Here is a 16,914-nt window from a genome sequence, read left to right on the forward strand (position 1 = left end):
GAGTTCATCCGTTGTAGCGCTGGAATACCAGCGTGGCGTTGGTGCCGCCGAAGCCGAAGGAGTTCGAGAGCGCGATGTCGATCTTGGCATTGTCGATGCGGCTGCGGACGATCGGAACGCCTTCAAATTCGGGATCGAGCGTTTCAATATGGGCGCTTTCGCCGATGAAGCCGGCCTGCATCATCAGGAGGCTGTAGATGGATTCCTGCACGCCCGCCGCGCCGAGCGAATGGCCGGTCAGCGACTTGGTGGACTGGATGTGCGGAATCTTGTCGCCGAACACTTCGCGGATGGCGCCGATTTCCTTGGCGTCGCCCACCGGCGTCGAGGTGCCGTGGGTGTTGATGTAGTCCACCTCGCCCGTCACCGTGGAAAGCGCCTGGCGCATGCAGCGCGCGGCACCCTCGCCCGAAGGGGCGACCATGTCGTAGCCGTCGGAGGTCGCGCCGTAGCCGGTGATTTCGGCGTAGATCTTGGCGCCGCGCGCCTTGGCGTGTTCCAGCTCCTCGAGGATGACGACGCCCGCGCCGCCGGCGATGACGAAGCCGTCGCGGGTGGCGTCATAGGCGCGCGACGCCGTTGCCGGCGTATCGTTGTATTTCGAGGACATGGCGCCCATCGCGTCGAACAGGTTCGACATGGTCCAGTCGAGATTTTCATGGCCGCCGGCGAACATCACGTCCTGCTTGCCCCACTGGATCAGCTCGTAGGCGTTGCCAATGCAATGGGCGGAGGTGGAGCAGGCCGAGGAAATCGAATAGTTGACGCCGTGAATCCGGAACCAGGTGGCAAGCGTTGCCGAAGCGGTGGACGACATGGCCTTCGGCACCGCGAAGGGGCCGATGCGCTTCGGATTGCCGTTCTTGCGGGTGATGTCGGCCGCGTCGATCAGCGTGCGCGTCGAGGGGCCGCCCGAGCCCATGATGATGCCGACCCGCTCCTGCTCGGCATAATCCTTTTCCTCCAGGCCACTGTCGGCGATGGCCTGATCCATTGCGGTATGGTTCCAGGCGCCGCCCTCGGAGAGGAAGCGCATGGCGCGGCGGTCCACCAGTTCGGCGACGTCCAGTTCCGGCTTGCCCCAGACCTGGCTGCGGAAACCGTTTTCGGCGAAGTCGGGCGAAAAGGAAATACCGGACTTCGCATCGCGCAGCGACTGCGTGACCTCGGCCGCGTCGTTTCCGATGGAGGACACGATGCCAAGACCCGTGACAACAACACGTCTCATCTCATGGACCTTTCGTTCTGTGGGCGGGGGCGGGCGTTTCAGGCGCCCGCGCTTCCGTTTAGCCCTGTTTTTCCTGGAACAGGCCGACGCGAAGATCGGTGGCCTTGTAGATGACCTCGCCGTCCGCCTTCATCCAGCCATCGGCGATGCCGAGCACGAGGCGGCCACGCATGACGCGCTTGAAGTCGATGCCGTATTCGACGAGCTTCGTTTCGGGCGTCACCATGCCGGTGAACTTCACCTCGCCGGTCGAGATCGCGCGGCCCTTGCCCGGTTCGCCGAGCCAGCCGAGATAGAAGCCGGTGAGCTGCCACATGGCGTCGAGGCCGAGGCAGCCGGGCATGACGGGATCGCCCTGGAAATGGCAGGGGAAGAACCACAGGTCCGGCGTGATGTCGAACTCGGCGCGGATATAGCCCTTGTCGTGCGGGCCGCCGGTTTCGGAGATATCGGTGATACGGTGGAACATCAGCATCGGCGGAAGCGGGAGCTGAGCATTGCCCGGACCGAACATTTCGCCCCGACCGCAGGTCAGGATTTCCTCATAGGTGAAGCTCGACTGTTTCTGTGCCATTAACGTGATGTGTCCCGTCTTGATCTTCGCGCTCTGCCGAGAGTGCCTGAAAAGCCTCTAGTGCATGTTTGCGGGAAAATGAAGCGCCACTTTGGCGCAAGCGCCAGGCCGGGCCGCCCTCTCCCTGTTTTCCGTTCAACAGGTCGCATACAGGAACAGCCCCGTTCCGGCCAGCGAAAAAGCCGCATCCGCGCCTCTCGTCAGGGTGCTTTGGCGGAATCTGTTGAAAGAAGCAGCGCGAAACGTTATATGCAACCGTAAGAATTCCCTCTTTCCGGGGGGACGGGGTGATGTGCATGAACGAAGAGACCGATCTGGAGATGGAAGACAGGCTGCGCGAGTCGGGTTTGCGCCCGACGCGGCAGCGTGTCGCATTGGCGGAGCTTCTGTTCGCCAAGGGCGACCGCCATCTGACTGTCGAGGAACTGCACGAGGAGGCGGTCACGGCCGGCGTGCCTGTGTCTCTCGCAACCGTCTACAACACGCTGCACCAGTTCACCGAGGCGGGGATGATCCGCGTTCTGGCGGTCGAGGGGTCCAAGACCTATTTCGACACCAACACCTCGGACCATCACCATTTCTTCGTCGAGGATACCAACGAGGTTCTCGACCTGCCCAACGGCAATCTGGCGCTCAACCGCCTGCCGGAGCCGCCAGCAGGCATGGAAATCGCCCATGTCGACATCGTCGTGCGCCTGCGCCGCAAGACGAACTGATCCTTTTCCGTCTCAAGTTTCGTTCCTCTCGGCCTGCGGCCCTGCCGCGGCCTGACCGGGCACGAGATCGCACATCGTGCCGCCGCCGATCCTTGTCATGGCGGCGAGGAACAGGAAGCCGATCGGATCGAGCTGCCCGCGTGAAGCGGCGAGCCTACCGGTGACGGCAAAGACGGCGGTGCCGGCATGATCGAGAATGGCGAGCGTCGACATCGGGATTCCCGCATGGGGGCTGGCGGGTTCCAGGGGCTGTGGCGGCGAAACCGTTAACACTTCCGTGGCATCATGCCATCGGATCGCCCGAAAGCACCGGGGGCATGAAGCTGGCCTGGAGGCGATTCGGTGCCTTGCCTTCTTCCTTCCGGCGAAAACCGCCGGATGCCGGAAACAGAACCCGTGAAAAAGTCCCGCCCGCTTCTTGCCGCCGTCCTCATGCTTTTTGCCGCCAGCGATGCGTTCGCCCAGCAGGAATTGCTGAGCGACCCGGAAATCCACGAGAAGAAGTATTTTCAGGAACGGTGCGGGACCGTCCAGTTCGACAGCGCATTCGTGATCCGTCAGGACATCAACAATGACGGTCTGGTAGATGCCGTGGTCAATCACGGCGCCGCCGTCTGCGACGGCGAGCGCGGCCCCGGCTGCAACGAGGACGGCTGTCTTTACAATTTCTATCTCCAGGTGAAGGAGGGCGGCTATTTCATGATCGCCACCGCCCGCCTCTATGGCTACGATTTCGTCCAGCGGTTCGGCAACATGGTTCTGGCCATGAAGATGCATCCGCGCTTCTGCGAACGGGCCGAGGGCACGGAGCCCTGCGTCGTTACATCGCGCGTGCGCGGCGCCAGATTCTACACCATCTCCAGGATGTGAGGCGATTGCGGCGCTCAGCCGGGAAAGAAGGCGTCGGTGCGTCCGGCCAGCCGGTAAGCGGCAAGCCCGATCCATTCGCGGATGGCGGTCGACATCAACTGGGTGTTGAGGGACGGCTGGGTGAAGTCAATGGACGGGCGCCCGATCCCGCCGCCGGTGCGGTAATCGGTGGGCCAGGCGACGACCTCGATGCCCTGCCTGCGGAACAGGCCGATGGAGCGCGGCATGTGGAAGGCCGAGGTGATCAGCAGGCAGTCGCGCAGCCCGGCCTCGTCGAGAATTGCTTTCGAATGGGTCACGTTCTCGAAGGTGGTGCGCGACGTGCCTTCCAGCACCAGCCTGTCGGCGCCGATGCCGAAGGCAGGGTAGAAGCGTTCCGCCGCCGCCGCATCGCCTTCCTTGGGGCCTGACAGCGAGCCGTCGCCGCCGGAAATGACGATGCGCGCCTGCGGGTGCTTCAGGGCGAGCCGGAGCGCCTCGACCAGCCTGTCGCCCGCCTGGTTGAGTTCCACGGTGCCGCGCGCGGTCGTGACGTCGAGATCGAAGCCGCCGCCGAGAACGATCATGCAGGACAGATCGTGCGGTTCCGCCAAGGGCCTCGGAAACCGTTCCTCGAGAATGTGCAGGAGATAGGAGCCGGTGCTGGTGTAAAGCGTGACGAAGAGCAGAAGGACGGCGACGCCGTGAAAGCCCATCCCCGCCCTGCGCCAGCCGATGGCGATGGCCAGCAGGCCCGCGGCGATCAGCAGAAAGGCGAGCGACAGCGGCTGGGCGAGAAGCCAGAAGATTTTCGAAAGATGGAACATGCGTCTTCCACGGCTGATTCGGACGCCGGACATCATCCGTGCCGCAGGCAGGATAACAACCCCGCTTCACGCATTCGTGCAAAACCCGGCCCGCCGGGGGAGCGCTTGGGAAGCGGCGGCTGTATCAGCTTTTCGCGGCAAGTCCGATGGAGAAGCTGAGGGGCGGGGTTTCCGGTCTTGCTTGCCTATGGTCGCGGTTCAGCGCGTGACCAGATTGATTTCGAGCTTGGCCCCGGTGGCTTCCGCATAACGCCGCAACGTCGAGATCGAAGGCGACACGCCGCCGCCTTCCAGCCGGGCGATGGCCGATTGCGTCGTGCCGATGCGCTTGGCCAGTTCGGCCTGGGAAAGGTTCGCCTTCGTCCTGGCATGGACAAGGGTTTCGATAAGCCGGAATTCCGCGTCCGCCTTCTCGTATTCCCGCCGGAACTCCGGGTTCTCCATGAGCTTCTTCTTGAGGTCTGCAATCTTCGTCATGGCTTCACCTCCTTCATGCGTGCCCTCGCAATCTCAAGGGCCGCTTTCGGCGTCTTCTGCGACTTCTTCATGAAGACATGCAGGATCACCACACGCCGCCCCGTGACGGTCACGTAGATGCCCCGCGCGATGCCTTCGGATGCCTTGGCCCGCAATTCCCAGAGCTTGCCTTCCAGATGCTTGACGTGCGGTTCCCGCAACTGTTCAAGGCCGACAGCCTCGACCGCCTCCATGAGGCGGATAAGCCGGGCCTGAAGACCGGGTGGCAAGGCCTCGATTTCCGAATCGACAATATCGAGGGTTTCAACCGTCCATCGCATAAATGCTATATAGCGAATACGCGATAAACATGCAATGCCGTCAAACCCGGTTCAGTCGGCCCGCATTGATTTTCGTTCTCGGGGTGCCCCGGGGGTGCCCCGAAGCGGTCCGGCCAAAACCACCGAAAACCATGCATCGATAACATACTGTATTGTCGGGAGAAATTTGGTGGAGCTAAGCGGGATCGAACCGCTGACCTCTTGCATGCCATGCAAGCGCTCTCCCAGCTGAGCTATAGCCCCATCTAAGGTGCCGGTCTTTCCGGCCCGGGAACCATCCGGAGAGCGCGTCCCCGTCTGGTGTGCGGCTTATTACTTCGTGGTCTTTTGAAGCGCAAGCCGAAAAATGCAGGCCGGCCGAAATTTTTTCGGCAGGCCTGTGCAGTGTTCGCGATCAGGCGTCGTCGTCGCCGCCGGTCACGCCGATGATGCCGGACATGTCGTCGTCGTCGTCATCTTCGTCCGCTTCGAGGAAGGTGTCGTCGTCGTCATCGTCGAGCTCGACGTCGTCGTCGCCGATATCCGGCAGGTCGTCGCCGCCCGACGCTTCGTCATCGGCTTCTTCCAGCGAGACCAGTTCGACATCCGTGTTTTCGGTATCGACTTCCTGAACCTCTTCTTCCTCGGCCTTCTCCATGATGGCGGCTGCCGTGCTTTCTTCGAAGAAGGAAAGCGGCCAGCTCTTGCCGGTATAGGGAGAAACGACCGGATCACGGTTCAGGTCGTAGAATTTCTTGCCGGTATCGGGGTCGGTGCGCTTGGTACCAAGTTCCGCTTTTGCCACTGTTAGGCCTCATGAATGGCTGAAGTCACAATCGGTGCGAGCCGTCAAGACGGGCGCAGGACGAAAAATTATAGCCGGTCCCCATAATCGTTGTCCCGCCGTCTGTCAAAGGCAAACTGCGCAAGCGCCGCAGGGCTTTTCGTCGTCCGGTGCGTGACCGGGTTGCGACAATGTGGTAGCAAGCGGCGCAAGCAAGCGAACAGGATCACCGGGGAAGCCCCTCATGCCGCATTCCGACGCCCGGCCGAAGCCCGCCGTCGCGTTCAAGTCCGGGAAACTCTCGGGACACCTGTGTGTTCCCGGCGACACGTCGATTTCCCATCGCAGCCTTCTGCTCGGCGGCCTGGCTTCGGGCGAAACGCGCCTGACCGGCCTTGCGGAGAGCGCCGACCTGCTCGATACCGCGAAGGCCATGCAGGCGCTGGGCGCGCGGATCGCGAAGAGCGACGGGACATGGGTGATCGAGGGCACCGGCAACGGCTGCCTGCTGGCACCCGTTGCCCCGCTCGGTTTCGGCCCCGCCGGCACGGGCTGCCGTCTGGCGATGGGGCTGGCGGGCGTTTACGATTTCGCGACCACCTTCACCGGCGATGCGTCGCTTTCGGCCCGGCCGATGGCGCCCGTGCTCGATCCCCTGAGGATGATGGGTGTTCAGGTCGATGCTGCCGGGAGCGACCGCCTGCCGGTGACGCTGCGGGCGCCGGGCACGGCCAATCCCATAGATTATCGCATGCCCGTGGCCTCGGCGCAGGTGAAATCCGCCGTTCTGCTAGCCGGGCTCAACACGCCGGGCGTGACGACGGTGGTGGAGCCGGTTGCGGCGCACGACCACATGGAAAGGATGCTGCTCGCCTTCGGTGCGGCCCTCTCCGTCGAAAAGGGCGCCGGTGGCCTGCGCACGATCCGCCTTGAAGGGCGCGGCAAATTGACCGGTCAGGCAATCGAGGTGCCCGGCGATCCGTCCCTGGCGGTGTTCCCGCTGGTGGCGGGCCTGATCGTGCCGGGCTCCGACATCGTGATCGGCAACGTGCTGATGAATCCGGCCCGCACCGGCCTGATCCTGACGCTTCGGGAGATGGGCGCCGATATCGACATCCTCGCGCCGCGGCAGGCGGGCGGCGAGGATGTCGCGGATCTGCGCGTCCGCTCCAGCGAACTGAAGGGTATTGCCGTTCCGGCGGAGCGCGCGCCGTCGCTGATCGAGGATTATCCGGCGCTGGCCGTCGCCGCCGCCTTTGCGGCGGGCGAGACGGTGATGGACGGCCTCGGGGACGCGCGCGTCGGGGAAACCGGCCGGCTGGCCGCCCTCGCCGCGGGGTTGACGCTCAAAGGCGTCGATTGCGAGACGGGCGGGGCAGGTCTTCTCGTGCGCGGCCGTCCCGGCGGAAAGGGCCTGGGCAATGCGTCCGGGGCCGCCGTCGAGACCCGTCTCGACCACCGCATCGCCATGAGCTTCCTCGTCATGGGGCTTGCCAGCGAGCATGCGGTGCGCATCGACGATTGCGGCCCGATCGCCACGCATTTTCCCGGCTTCGTCGGTCTGATGACCGGGCTGGGCGGAAGAATAGAGGAAGAACCATGAGTTTCGTTATCGCCATCGACGGTCCGGCCGCCGCCGGCAAGGGAACGCTTGCCCGCCGGATCGCCGAAACCTATGGTTTCCACCATCTCGATACGGGGTTGACCTACCGGGCGACGGCCAAGGCCCTGCTCGACGCCGGGCTGCCGCTCGACGACGAGGCCGTGGCCGAAAAGGTGGCGTCGCAACTGGACCTTGCCGGTCTCGACCGGTCCGTGCTGTCGCGCCATGAAATCGGCGAGGCCGCCTCGAAGGTCGCGGTGATGACACCGGTGCGCCGGGCGCTCGTCGAGGCCCAGCAGCGCTTTTCGCGAAAGGAGCCGGGCACGGTTCTCGACGGCCGCGACATCGGCACGGTGGTCTGCCCGCAGGCGCCGGTGAAGCTTTACGTGACGGCGTCGCCCCAGGTGCGCGCCAGGCGCCGATACGACGAAATCGCCGCCGCCGGCGGCACGGCGGATTACGAGGCGATTTTCGCCGATGTGAGGAAACGCGACGAGCGCGACATGGGACGGGCCGACAGCCCTTTGCGGCCGGCGCAAGACGCGCACTTGCTAGATACCTCGGAAATGAGTATAGAGGCGGCGTTTCAGGCCGCAAAAGCCGTCATTGACGCTGCCCTGAACGGGAATTGATTCTTTTCTTCCGAAGAGAAATTGTCGAATACGGAGGGAACCGGCACTGGCCGGTTTCGTTTAAGGGTCCGCAAGCGCGTCCTGCGCCGGTTGCCCGCCCTTTGGATAGAGGCGGGCGGACACACTTGCGGATCGGTGCAACACCAACCCCCGGCGCAATCGCATCCGCTCGGATAGAGCGGATGACCCAGGAGATTACATGTCTGTTTCTACCCCCACGCGCGAAGATTTTGCCGCTCTGCTCGAAGAGTCCTTCGCCAAGACCGACCTTGCCGAAGGCTATGTCGCCAAGGGCATCGTCACGGCCATCGAAAAGGACGTCGCGATCGTCGACGTCGGTCTGAAGGTCGAAGGCCGCGTTCCGCTCAAGGAATTCGGCGCGCGCTCCAAGGACGGCTCGCTGAAGGTCGGCGACGAAGTCGAAGTCTATGTCGAGCGCATCGAAAACGCGCTTGGTGAAGCGGTCCTGTCGCGCGAGAAGGCTCGCCGCGAGGAAAGCTGGATCAAGCTCGAGGCCAAGTTCGAAGCCGGCGAGCGCGTCGAAGGCGTCATCTTCAACCAGGTCAAGGGTGGCTTCACCGTCGATCTGGACGGCGCCGTCGCCTTCCTGCCGCGTTCGCAGGTCGACATCCGTCCGATCCGCGACGTGACGCCCCTGATGCACAATCCGCAGCCCTTCGAAATCCTCAAGATGGACAAGCGCCGCGGCAACATCGTCGTCTCGCGCCGCACGGTTCTCGAAGAGTCCCGCGCCGAGCAGCGTTCGGAAATCGTCCAGAACCTCGAAGAGGGGCAGGTGGTCGACGGCGTGGTCAAGAACATCACCGACTACGGTGCGTTCGTCGACCTCGGCGGTATCGACGGCCTGCTGCACGTCACCGACATGGCTTGGCGCCGCGTCAACCATCCGTCGGAAATCCTGTCCATCGGCCAGCAGGTCAAGGTTCAGATCATCCGCATCAACCAGGAAACCCACCGCATCTCGCTCGGCATGAAGCAGCTCGAGTCGGATCCGTGGGACGGCATCTCGGCCAAGTACCCGGTCGGCAAGAAGATCTCCGGCACCGTCACGAACATCACCGACTACGGTGCGTTCGTCGAACTGGAACCGGGCATCGAAGGCCTGATCCACATTTCCGAAATGTCGTGGACGAAGAAGAACGTCCACCCCGGCAAGATCCTGTCCACGAGCCAGGAAGTCGACGTGGTGGTGCTCGAGGTCGATCCGGCCAAGCGCCGCATCTCGCTCGGCCTCAAGCAGACGCTGGAAAATCCGTGGCAGGCATTCGCCTTCTCGCATCCGGCCGGCGCTGAAGTCGAAGGCGAAGTCAAGAACAAGACCGAGTTCGGCCTGTTCATCGGCCTCGAAGGCGACGTCGACGGCATGGTCCACCTCTCCGACCTCGACTGGAACCGTCCGGGCGAGCAGGTCATCGAGGAATACAACAAGGGCGACGTCGTCAAGGCTGTCGTTCTCGATGTGGACGTCGAGAAGGAACGCATCTCGCTCGGCATCAAGCAGCTCGGCCGCGATTCGGTCGGCGAAGCTGCCGCTTCCGGCGACCTGCGCAAGAACGCGGTCGTTTCCGCCGAGATCATCGCGGTCAACGATGGCGGCATCGAAGTGAGGCTCGTCAACCACGAGGACATCACCTCCTTCATCCGCCGCGCCGATCTGTCCCGCGACCGCGACGAGCAGCGTCCGGAGCGTTTCTCCGTCGGTCAGGTTGTCGACGCCCGCGTCACCAACTTCTCCAAGAAGGACCGCAAGGTGATGCTGTCGATCAAGGCGCTGGAAATCGCCGAAGAGAAGGAAGCCGTCGCACAGTTCGGTTCTTCCGACTCGGGTGCTTCGCTCGGCGACATTCTCGGTGCCGCGCTGAAGAACCGCAACGCCGAGTAATCGGCGGTTCGATCCGAAATGAAGAAACCCGCCGGGCGGCCTGCCCGGCGGGTTTTTTATTGCCTTGTCTTCTGTGTCCTGTGAGCGGAGCTTGACCGGCGCCCTGCCGGGCACTGGGGGAAGGGCGTTACAGACCGCCCGACATGCGCTGGTAATAGGTGTAGGCCATGTCGTCGCCGGCGGTTTCGCCGGCCGCATCCTCTTCGCCATCCTCGTCGGACGACAGGAGCAGGCCGTCATCACCGTGCTGGCTGCTCTCTTCTCCGGAGGCATCCTCGTCGTCGCCCCGATGCGGTGCGTGGCGGCGTTCGATGTCCTCCTCGGCGTCCGCCTGCGCGTCGTCGATGGCGTAGCTGACATAGGGCAGGGCGATGCCGGCCCGCATCGCGGCGGAATGGGCGGCCTGCGAGAGCTGGGCCTCGAGCATGGGGGAGAGCATGCGCCCCTGCAATTCGATTTCCGGACGCGGCTGGCGCAGGACGGGCGTGCCGAATCCGTTTTCTTCGTCCCCTTCGTTCTGGAGATAGGACGCGACGACGGCCTGCGTCACGGGATCGCCCTTATGGCGATAGAGTTCCAGATAGGCGCTGATCCGTGCGGCTTCGGGGCCGCCGGGGTGTTTCAGCGCCAGCGCCACCAGTTGCAGCGAAAGTCCTTGCAGGGTGTGGGCGAGCTGGCGCTCGAGGGCCATGCGCTCGCCGCCGTTCAGGTCGAGAACGGCCTCGGCCAGCCGCAATGCGTGCATGGCGGCGCTTTCGCCGGGCAGCGCCGGCATGTCCAGCGCCTTGCCGATGGCCTGCGAGAGGCGCGCCATCTCCTTCGTCGGGGCGTCGAGGCCGGAAAGGTTGAGCACGTTCATGCGGCCCGTCGCCGCGCTGGAGACGGCCACCGGCGCCTGTTCCTGCCGTTCGCCCTGGTGCTGGCCCTGGTACTGGGCTTGCCCGCCGCGCTGCTGGCCGCCATGTTCCTGCCGCGGCGGCACCTTGTGCTGTACGGTCATGTTCGAAACGGATTGGATGGGAGTCAGCATGCGGTTTTCCTCGTGGAGGCCAGCAGGAAAAGACAACATCAAGCCGCTCATGCGGCCGCCGCATCCGAGGCGCGGTCGCGGGAACCGCGCATTGCCTCATGGCTCGTGCGAATGCAATTCACTCTTCACATGCCGCAGCATGCCTGAACCGAGTTACTGATGCGATGCCCGGGCGGTTCAAGCGCGATGCGACTTGCTGCACGATAAACATCCGATATCCCCATGCAAAGGATATGGATCAACCCATCTTCGTTATAATGCCGAATAGTTAACAATCCATCAAGATCGTCAACTATGGGCGAAGATGTCGGTGTCCTCCCAGCCGATCAGGTCGAGCTGCGCGCGGGTCGGCAGGAAGCGGAAGCATTCCTCGGCCAGCTGGCGGCGGCCGTCGCGCCTCAGGCGGAAGTCCAGCTTCTCGCGCAGGGCATGAAGATGCAGCACGTCGGAGGCGGCATATTCGAGCTGTTCCGGCGAAAGCGTCTCGGCCGCCCAGTCGGAGGACTGTTGCGCCTTGGAGATGTCGATGCTGAGCATTTCCTTGAGATTGTCCTTGAGGCCGTGGCGATCGGTATAGGTGCGCGACAGGCGTGAGGCGATCTTGGTGCAGAAGACCGGCGCCGTCAGCACGCCGAAGGTGTGGAACAGCACGGCGATGTCGAAGCGCCCGTAATGGAAGATCTTCTCGCGGGCCGGATCGGCCAGCATGGCGACGAGGTTCGGAGCCTCTTTCTGCCCGGCGGCGATGCGGATCACGTCGGCGCTGCCGTCGCCTGCGGAAAGCTGCACGACGCACAGGCGGTCGCGGCGCGGAATGAGGCCGAGCGTTTCGGTATCGATGGCGATGGCGCCCGTATAAAGGGCTGCGGCTTCGGCGGAAATGTCGCCGTCATGGTAGCGGATCGTCGCGGGCATGGCATTCTCCGGTCGTTCGGGTGTCGAGCGTTTGCCTAGCTCCTATGACGGCCCCGTGCAATGGCTATTTCAGGCGGCTCTTCAGCGAAACATCCGGGAAGCAGGTCGGCGCCAGCCCGTTCTTCGCCTGCCATTCTCCGAGCGAGCGGCGCGTCTTGAAGCCCGCCAGGCCGTCGGCCCTGCCGACGTCGTAGCCCTGCGCGACGAGCCGGTTCTGCATCGCCAGCACGTCCGAGCGCAGCATCTTGCCGACATTGCCCCACGGGGCCCGGAATGCGCCGGACCCGTAGGCGATCCGGTCGGCGAGGTTGCCGATGAAGAGCGCGTAGAGGTCGGAATTGTTGTATTCCTTGAGCACGTAGAAATTCGGCGTCACGATGAATTCCGGCCCGTGCGTGCCCGCCGGAACGAGCATCATGGCCGAGGCCCGCATCTCGCCGGAGGGAAAGGCGCGGCCGGAAACCCGGGCGATGCCCTGGCCCGCCCAGGCCGAAAGCGGCTTGGCGCGGTCGGGCCCTTCCTGCGCGCAGGAGACGCCGGCGGGAATCGTCACCTCATAGCCCCAGCCGCGCCCGGCCTGCCAGCCCCGCTGCTTCAGATAGTTGGCTATGGAACCAAGCGTGTCCGGCACGGAGTTCCAGATGTCGCGGTGCCCGTCGTCGTCGAAATCGACGGCATATTTCAGATAGCTACCGGGCATGAACTGGGGCTGGCCGAGCGCGCCGGCCCACGACCCCATCATGGAACGGGCGGCGACGTCGCCGCCGTCGACGATGTGAAGCGCCGAGATTAGCTCCTGCCGGAACATGTCCTTGCGGGTGGACATGAAGGCCTTGGTGGCCAGAACGCCGATGGCCGGATAGGGCAGCCTCGCCCGCCCGTAGCCCGATTCACGCCCCCAGACGGCCAGGACGATCTCGCCGGGCACGCCATAGGCAGCCTCGACCTTCTTCAGCGTCGCCGCATGCGTTCGCGCCAGCGTCCGCCCGGTGGCGGCAAGGCCCTGAAGCCGGCTCTCGTTGAAATAGGCCCCCGGCGAGGAGAATTCCGCCTGGCTCTGGCTCTGCTGCTTCGGCGGCTGCGTGCCCGGCGGCACCAGGTCCGGCAGGTCGAAATAGAGGGTGACGCCGGAAAAGGCCTGCCGGAAGGCGGTCTCGGAAATACCCGCCGCCTTGGCCTGCGGCCAGAGATCGCGGTCGATCCACTGGCGGAACTGCGCCTCGACGGCGGCCTTGTCGAGCGCGAAGGCGGGGGCAGCCGTCGCGATCAGCCCGGCGGCCAGCATCGCGGCAATACGTTTCAGACCCATCGGCACATTCTCCCGGTTCCTCGCGAATCGTTCGTCCGAGGATGACTTATCGGAACGAAGGAGGAAACAGTAGGGCGGGCCGGATCAAATGCTGGTGCGTGCCCGCAACGCCGCCGTCAGCGTGCCCTCGTCGAGATAGTCGAGTTCGCCGCCCACCGGAACGCCGTGGGCGAGCCGGGTGATCGTCACGTCGAGGCCGGCAAGCTGGCCGGTGATGTAGTGGGCCGTCGTCTGTCCCTCGACCGTGGCGTTGACGGCGACGATCACCTCGCGCACGCTGCCCTTGCTCACCCGGTCCACAAGACCGGCAATGTTCAGGTCGTCGGGGCCGACGCCGTCGAGCGGCGAGAGCGTGCCGCCGAGAACGTGATAGACGGCATTCAGCGCGCCGGCGCGTTCCAGCGCCCACAGATCGGACACGTCCTCCACGACGATGATGACGCCGTGGTCGCGGCGCTCGTCGGTGCAGACGGTGCAGGGGTCGATGGTGTCGACATTGCCGCAGCAGGAACAGACGCGCACCTTGTCGTAGGCCTCGCCCATCGCCCTGGCGAGCGGCCCCAGAAGCTGGTCCTTCTTCTTGACGAGGGTGAGCGCGGCGCGCCGGGCCGAACGCGGCCCGAGTCCCGGCACTTTCGCCAGAAGCTGGATCAGTTTTTCGATTTCGGGGCCGGTGACTCGCTTTGCCATGCGCCGTTTCTATCCCATATGCTGACCAAACGGAATCGCCGAGGAGCGGCTTGCCGATGAAACTGACAGCTATCTGCCTGGGCCGGCCCGAAAGGCTGCCGGGCAAGAGCTACAAGACGGGCATCGGCAAGATGCCGGTCAACGCCCCCATGATGATCGACACGCTCGGCCTCGTCGGCGATGCGGTGTGCAATGCCCGCCATCATGGCGGCCCGGATCAGGCTATCCTGCTGGAAGGATCGCTGACGATGGACTGGTGGGCCGAACGGCTCGGCAGGCCGGTGCCGCCCGGCATGTTCGGGGAAAATCTCGTGATCGACGGGCTGGACAACCGCGACGTGGCGGCCGGAGACCGGTTCTTGATCGGCGAGGTGGTGCTGGAGGCGGCCTCGCCGCGCGTTCCCTGCAACACGCTCGCGGCCCGCATGGGCGATCCGGGCTTCGCCAGGCTCTATGCGCAGGCAGCGCGTCCGGGCATCTATTGCCGGGTCGTGCGGGGCGGCGTGCTCGAAGCCGGGCAGGCGGTCGCGCTTCAGCCCTATGCGGGCGAGCGCGTTGGGATGGCCGAACTGCTGTCCGGCCTCGCACGGGACCTTTCCGCCGAAGACAGGCGGCGCCATCTGTCGGCGCCGCTCGGCGTCAGGTTCCGGGCGCTGGTCGAGGCCCCCAAGCGGTAAGGCGGATCAGAACGGCAGCTTCATGCCGGGCGGCAGCGGCAGGCCGGCGGTGATCTCCTTGGTCTTCTCGGCGGCGGCGGCCTCGGCCTTGTCCTTGGCGTCCTTGTGGGCGGCGACGATCAGGTCTTCGAGGATTTCCACGTCGTCTTCCTTGAAGAGCGAGGGGTCGATCTTCAGGCCGGTCAGCTCGCCCTTGCCGGTCAGCTTCACGGTCACGAGACCGCCGCCGGAGCGGCCTTCCACTTCGAGACTGGCGATCTCGGTCTGCAACTGCTCCATCTTGGCCTGCATTTCCTTGACCTTGCCCATCATGCCCATGATGTCGCGCATGGCTGCTCTCCCTTCCTCGTTGTCGTCGGATGTATGCGTCAGAATTCGATGTCGTCGCCGGGCAGGATGTCGCCCTCGGCGGATTCGCTGATCGGCGGCGCTGGCGGATTGTCCACGTCGCTTTCCGCCTCGGCGGCCGGCTTGGAAATGCGCACGTCGACGATCTTCGACCCCGGGAAAAGCGCCATGACGGCGGCGACGTCGGGATCGGCCTTGGCGTCCTCGAACCGCGCCTGCTTGGCCTGCGCCTCGGCTTCCACCAGCGTCGGCTCGCCCTGTTCGTTGGAAAGCGTGACCCACCATGTCGTGCCGGTCCATTCGCGCAGCTTCGTCGTCAGGTCGTTGACAATGGTTTTCGGCGCATCGGGCGTCAGGCCGATCTCCAGCCGGCCCGGTTCCAGATGCACGAGGCGGACGAAATTCCTGAGCTTGGCGCGCAGGACCGGATCGTGGTTCTCGCTGCACAGGCTGGCGATATCCTCCAGCGAGCGGATATGCACCTTCGGTTCCGGCTGCGGTTCCGGCGCGGCCTGCGAAACGGGGCGTTCCATCGTCTCCGGCTGCCGTTCCGGCGTCGGCACGGCGCGCAGGTGGGCGGTCGGCCCGCTGGATGCGGGCGCGCGGGTATCGGAATTGCGCCCCACCGCGGCCGTCGCCTGCTGCATCTGCGCGCCGCCGCCGTTGCCATTGCCATTGCCGGCGGGGGCGCGGGGCGCGGCAGCGCCTGAAAAGTCGGCGAGGCGCCGGGCGGCATCTTCCGGCGAGGGAAGATTGGCCGCATGCGCAAGGCGGATCAGCACCATCTCGGCGGCCGCGGCGGGCCGCGAGGAATTTTCCGCTTCGGGAATGCCCTTCAGCAGCATCTGCCAGAGGCGCGACAGCGTACTGACGGCGATCGCTTGCGAGAATTCGTGGCCGCGGACGCGCTCCACCTCGGAAAGCGAGGGATCGTCCGCCGCGTCGGGCACGAATTTCAGCCGCGTCACCAGATGGGTGAAGTCCGCCAGGTCGGTCAGCACCACGACCGGGTTCGCGCCCGCCTCGTACTGGCTGGTGAACTCCGCGAGCGCCGCCGCCGCGTCGCCGCGCAGCACATGCTCGAACAGGTCGACGATCCGGGCGCGGTCGGCAAGGCCGAGCATGCCGCGCACGGCTTCCGCCGCCACCGTGCCGCCGCCATGCGCGATCGCCTGGTCGAGCAGCGAAAGCCCGTCTCGCGCCGAGCCTTCCGCCGCCCGGGCGATCATCGCCAGCGCTTGCGGTTCGGCATCGATGCCTTCCTTGGCGGCGATGGTGGTGAAGAGATGCACGAGGTCGGAGGCGCTGATCCGGCGCAGGTCGAAGCGCTGGCAGCGCGACAGCACCGTGATCGGAACCTTGCGGATTTCCGTGGTGGCGAAGATGAACTTCACATGCTCGGGCGGCTCTTCCAGCGTCTTCAGCAGGCCGTTGAAGGCCTGCGTCGAGAGCATGTGGACCTCGTCGATGATGTAGACCTTGTAGCGTGCCGACGTCGGACGGTAGCGCACCTGCTCGATGATCTCGCGGATGTCGTCGATGCCGGTGTGCGAGGCGGCGTCCATCTCGATCACGTCGACATGGCGGCCTTCCATGATCGCCTGGCAATGGATGCCCGGTTCGCGAAGGTCGATGGTCGGCCTGTCGATCGTGTCCGTCTTGTAGTTCAGCGCGCGAGCGAGGATGCGGGCGGTGGTGGTCTTGCCGACCCCGCGCACGCCGGTCAGCATGTAGGCCTGCGCGATGCGCCCGGTCTCGAACGCGTTGGTGAGCGTGCGCACCATCGGTTCCTGACCGACCATGAGATCGGAGAAATCCTTCGGGCGGTATTTGCGGGCCAGAACGCGGTATCCGCCTGCATTCGTCTGGCTTGCCGCCGGTTGCGTGTCGCTCATCCGACCTCAGATCGTGCCGCCAAGGGGAAAACAGGGTGGGAGACCGGCGAGGCGACCCGTGCCCGCTCGTTAGGGCTGCTTCCTTCCGGACCTGACCCGGTTGGCGAGTGGCGACGTCCGCCACCGGCCTCCCGCGCCACATATCGGCAATTCCTGTT

19 protein-coding genes, 1 tRNA gene and 1 other RNA gene are annotated in these 16,914 nt (G+C 64.8%); 6 read left to right on the top strand and 15 right to left on the bottom strand.

Annotated elements, in window-relative coordinates:
* Positions 1 to 4 precede the first annotated feature (4 nt).
* Together fabB and fabA are read right to left on the bottom strand one after the other, a co-directional pair.
* Positions 5 to 1,228 carry a beta-ketoacyl-ACP synthase I gene (gene fabB, locus NOF55_RS00570; protein ID WP_306409375.1) on the bottom strand — a complete coding sequence of 408 codons (1,224 nt, stop codon included), beginning with the start codon at positions 1,226 to 1,228 and terminating at the stop codon, positions 5 to 7.
* Positions 1,229 to 1,286: 58 nt separating this feature from the next.
* Positions 1,287 to 1,802 carry a 3-hydroxyacyl-[acyl-carrier-protein] dehydratase FabA gene (gene fabA / locus NOF55_RS00575; protein WP_306409376.1) on the bottom strand — a complete coding sequence of 172 codons (516 nt, stop codon included), beginning with the start codon at positions 1,800 to 1,802 and terminating at the stop codon, positions 1,287 to 1,289.
* A 296-nt stretch (positions 1,803 to 2,098) separates the two neighbouring features.
* Here fabA and irrA point away from each other — a divergent pair, with 296 nt between their 5' ends.
* Entirely contained in the window at positions 2,099 to 2,518 is a 420-nt protein-coding gene (gene irrA / locus NOF55_RS00580; protein WP_306409377.1) for an iron response transcriptional regulator IrrA, read from the top strand.
* A gap of 12 nt (positions 2,519 to 2,530) precedes the next feature.
* On the opposite strand, the gene NOF55_RS00585 is transcribed toward irrA, so the two are convergent.
* Positions 2,531 to 2,731 (bottom strand): TRIC cation channel family protein, encoded by a 201-nt coding sequence (locus tag NOF55_RS00585; RefSeq protein ID WP_370868854.1) that lies wholly within the window; start codon positions 2,729 to 2,731, stop codon positions 2,531 to 2,533.
* Between the two features lie 165 nt (positions 2,732 to 2,896).
* On the opposite strand from NOF55_RS00585, the gene NOF55_RS00590 reads away from it, so the two are divergent.
* Positions 2,897 to 3,388: a hypothetical protein gene (locus NOF55_RS00590; protein WP_370868856.1), complete on the top strand. Its 492-nt coding sequence runs from the start codon at positions 2,897 to 2,899 to the stop codon at positions 3,386 to 3,388.
* A 14-nt stretch (positions 3,389 to 3,402) separates the two neighbouring features.
* Here NOF55_RS00590 and NOF55_RS00595 read toward each other — a convergent pair whose 3' ends face one another.
* From NOF55_RS00595 to NOF55_RS00615, 5 genes are all read right to left on the bottom strand, one after another.
* A complete protein-coding gene (locus tag NOF55_RS00595) occupies positions 3,403 to 4,194 on the bottom strand; it encodes a YdcF family protein (RefSeq protein WP_306409378.1) in 792 nt (263 codons plus the stop codon).
* A 198-nt stretch (positions 4,195 to 4,392) separates the two neighbouring features.
* Positions 4,393 to 4,671 carry a helix-turn-helix domain-containing protein gene (locus tag NOF55_RS00600; RefSeq protein WP_306409379.1) on the bottom strand — a complete coding sequence of 93 codons (279 nt, stop codon included), beginning with the start codon at positions 4,669 to 4,671 and terminating at the stop codon, positions 4,393 to 4,395.
* Positions 4,668 to 4,940, bottom strand: coding sequence for a type II toxin-antitoxin system RelE/ParE family toxin (locus NOF55_RS00605; RefSeq protein ID WP_306409380.1), 273 nt, complete (start codon positions 4,938 to 4,940; stop codon positions 4,668 to 4,670). The genes NOF55_RS00600 and NOF55_RS00605 overlap by 4 nt, the downstream gene beginning before the upstream one ends.
* Before the next feature lie 218 nt (positions 4,941 to 5,158).
* A tRNA-Ala gene (locus NOF55_RS00610) sits at positions 5,159 to 5,234 on the bottom strand.
* Between the two features lie 151 nt (positions 5,235 to 5,385).
* Positions 5,386 to 5,775, bottom strand: a complete 390-nt coding sequence (locus NOF55_RS00615) for a TIGR02300 family protein (protein WP_306409381.1) — start codon at positions 5,773 to 5,775, stop codon at positions 5,386 to 5,388.
* A 223-nt stretch (positions 5,776 to 5,998) separates the two neighbouring features.
* Between NOF55_RS00615 and aroA the strand changes: the two genes are divergently transcribed.
* From aroA to rpsA, 3 genes are all read left to right on the top strand, one after another.
* Positions 5,999 to 7,357 (top strand): 3-phosphoshikimate 1-carboxyvinyltransferase, encoded by a 1,359-nt coding sequence (gene aroA, locus NOF55_RS00620; protein WP_306409382.1) that lies wholly within the window; start codon positions 5,999 to 6,001, stop codon positions 7,355 to 7,357.
* Positions 7,354 to 7,989, top strand: coding sequence for a (d)CMP kinase (gene cmk / locus NOF55_RS00625; protein WP_306409383.1), 636 nt, complete (start codon positions 7,354 to 7,356; stop codon positions 7,987 to 7,989). The genes aroA and cmk overlap by 4 nt, the downstream gene beginning before the upstream one ends.
* Positions 7,990 to 8,188: 199 nt before the next feature.
* Entirely contained in the window at positions 8,189 to 9,892 is a 1,704-nt protein-coding gene (gene rpsA / locus NOF55_RS00630) for a 30S ribosomal protein S1 (RefSeq protein ID WP_306409384.1), read from the top strand.
* A 127-nt stretch (positions 9,893 to 10,019) separates the two neighbouring features.
* Here rpsA and NOF55_RS00635 read toward each other — a convergent pair whose 3' ends face one another.
* The 4 genes from NOF55_RS00635 to recR form a co-directional block, all read right to left on the bottom strand.
* The gene (locus NOF55_RS00635; RefSeq protein ID WP_306409385.1) at positions 10,020 to 10,922 is read right to left on the bottom strand and encodes a hypothetical protein; all 903 of its coding nucleotides are present in this window, start codon (positions 10,920 to 10,922) and stop codon (positions 10,020 to 10,022) included.
* Between the two features lie 288 nt (positions 10,923 to 11,210).
* On the bottom strand, positions 11,211 to 11,837 hold the full coding sequence (locus NOF55_RS00640) for a ribonuclease D (RefSeq protein WP_306409386.1): 627 nt from the start codon (positions 11,835 to 11,837) through the stop codon (positions 11,211 to 11,213).
* Positions 11,838 to 11,901: 64 nt separating this feature from the next.
* Complete coding sequence (locus NOF55_RS00645; RefSeq protein ID WP_370868918.1) at positions 11,902 to 13,122, bottom strand: lytic murein transglycosylase; 1,221 nt, start codon at positions 13,120 to 13,122, stop codon at positions 11,902 to 11,904.
* 108 nt (positions 13,123 to 13,230) lie between these two features.
* Positions 13,231 to 13,836, bottom strand: a complete 606-nt coding sequence (recR, locus tag NOF55_RS00650) for a recombination mediator RecR (RefSeq protein WP_306409388.1) — start codon at positions 13,834 to 13,836, stop codon at positions 13,231 to 13,233.
* A gap of 56 nt (positions 13,837 to 13,892) precedes the next feature.
* On the opposite strand from recR, the gene NOF55_RS00655 reads away from it, so the two are divergent.
* Positions 13,893 to 14,513 carry an MOSC domain-containing protein gene (locus NOF55_RS00655; protein ID WP_306409389.1) on the top strand — a complete coding sequence of 207 codons (621 nt, stop codon included), beginning with the start codon at positions 13,893 to 13,895 and terminating at the stop codon, positions 14,511 to 14,513.
* A gap of 6 nt (positions 14,514 to 14,519) precedes the next feature.
* On the opposite strand, the gene NOF55_RS00660 is transcribed toward NOF55_RS00655, so the two are convergent.
* From NOF55_RS00660 to ffs, 3 genes are all read right to left on the bottom strand, one after another.
* The gene (locus NOF55_RS00660) at positions 14,520 to 14,843 is read right to left on the bottom strand and encodes a YbaB/EbfC family nucleoid-associated protein (RefSeq protein ID WP_306409390.1); all 324 of its coding nucleotides are present in this window, start codon (positions 14,841 to 14,843) and stop codon (positions 14,520 to 14,522) included.
* A gap of 38 nt (positions 14,844 to 14,881) precedes the next feature.
* The gene (locus tag NOF55_RS00665; protein ID WP_306409391.1) at positions 14,882 to 16,756 is read right to left on the bottom strand and encodes a DNA polymerase III subunit gamma/tau; all 1,875 of its coding nucleotides are present in this window, start codon (positions 16,754 to 16,756) and stop codon (positions 14,882 to 14,884) included.
* A 42-nt stretch (positions 16,757 to 16,798) separates the two neighbouring features.
* Positions 16,799 to 16,888: signal recognition particle sRNA small type (gene ffs, locus NOF55_RS00670), an RNA gene on the bottom strand.
* Positions 16,889 to 16,914 lie beyond the last annotated feature (26 nt).

The organism is Ectorhizobium quercum (genome assembly GCF_026552795.1).
Classification (GTDB): domain Bacteria; phylum Pseudomonadota; class Alphaproteobacteria; order Rhizobiales; family Rhizobiaceae; genus Ectorhizobium; species Ectorhizobium quercum.

Bases quoted from the DNA above. Each gene is read 5' to 3' on its own strand.
- fabB (WP_306409375.1), bottom strand. From the start codon at position 1,228: ATGAGACGTGTTGTTGTCACGGGTCTTGGCATCGTGTCCTCCATCGGA.
- fabA (WP_306409376.1), bottom strand. From the start codon at position 1,802: ATGGCACAGAAACAGTCGAGCTTCACCTATGAGGAAATCCTGACCTGC.
- irrA (WP_306409377.1), top strand. From the start codon at position 2,099: ATGAACGAAGAGACCGATCTGGAGATGGAAGACAGGCTGCGCGAGTCG.
- NOF55_RS00585 (WP_370868854.1), bottom strand. From the start codon at position 2,731: ATGTCGACGCTCGCCATTCTCGATCATGCCGGCACCGCCGTCTTTGCC.
- NOF55_RS00590 (WP_370868856.1), top strand. From the start codon at position 2,897: ATGCCGGAAACAGAACCCGTGAAAAAGTCCCGCCCGCTTCTTGCCGCC.
- NOF55_RS00595 (WP_306409378.1), bottom strand. From the start codon at position 4,194: ATGTTCCATCTTTCGAAAATCTTCTGGCTTCTCGCCCAGCCGCTGTCG.
- NOF55_RS00600 (WP_306409379.1), bottom strand. From the start codon at position 4,671: ATGACGAAGATTGCAGACCTCAAGAAGAAGCTCATGGAGAACCCGGAG.
- aroA (WP_306409382.1), top strand. From the start codon at position 5,999: ATGCCGCATTCCGACGCCCGGCCGAAGCCCGCCGTCGCGTTCAAGTCC.
- cmk (WP_306409383.1), top strand. From the start codon at position 7,354: ATGAGTTTCGTTATCGCCATCGACGGTCCGGCCGCCGCCGGCAAGGGA.
- rpsA (WP_306409384.1), top strand. From the start codon at position 8,189: ATGTCTGTTTCTACCCCCACGCGCGAAGATTTTGCCGCTCTGCTCGAA.
- NOF55_RS00635 (WP_306409385.1), bottom strand. From the start codon at position 10,922: ATGCTGACTCCCATCCAATCCGTTTCGAACATGACCGTACAGCACAAG.
- NOF55_RS00640 (WP_306409386.1), bottom strand. From the start codon at position 11,837: ATGCCCGCGACGATCCGCTACCATGACGGCGACATTTCCGCCGAAGCC.
- NOF55_RS00645 (WP_370868918.1), bottom strand. From the start codon at position 13,122: ATGCTGGCCGCCGGGCTGATCGCGACGGCTGCCCCCGCCTTCGCGCTC.
- recR (WP_306409388.1), bottom strand. From the start codon at position 13,836: ATGGCAAAGCGAGTCACCGGCCCCGAAATCGAAAAACTGATCCAGCTT.
- NOF55_RS00655 (WP_306409389.1), top strand. From the start codon at position 13,893: ATGAAACTGACAGCTATCTGCCTGGGCCGGCCCGAAAGGCTGCCGGGC.
- NOF55_RS00660 (WP_306409390.1), bottom strand. From the start codon at position 14,843: ATGCGCGACATCATGGGCATGATGGGCAAGGTCAAGGAAATGCAGGCC.
- NOF55_RS00665 (WP_306409391.1), bottom strand. From the start codon at position 16,756: ATGAGCGACACGCAACCGGCGGCAAGCCAGACGAATGCAGGCGGATAC.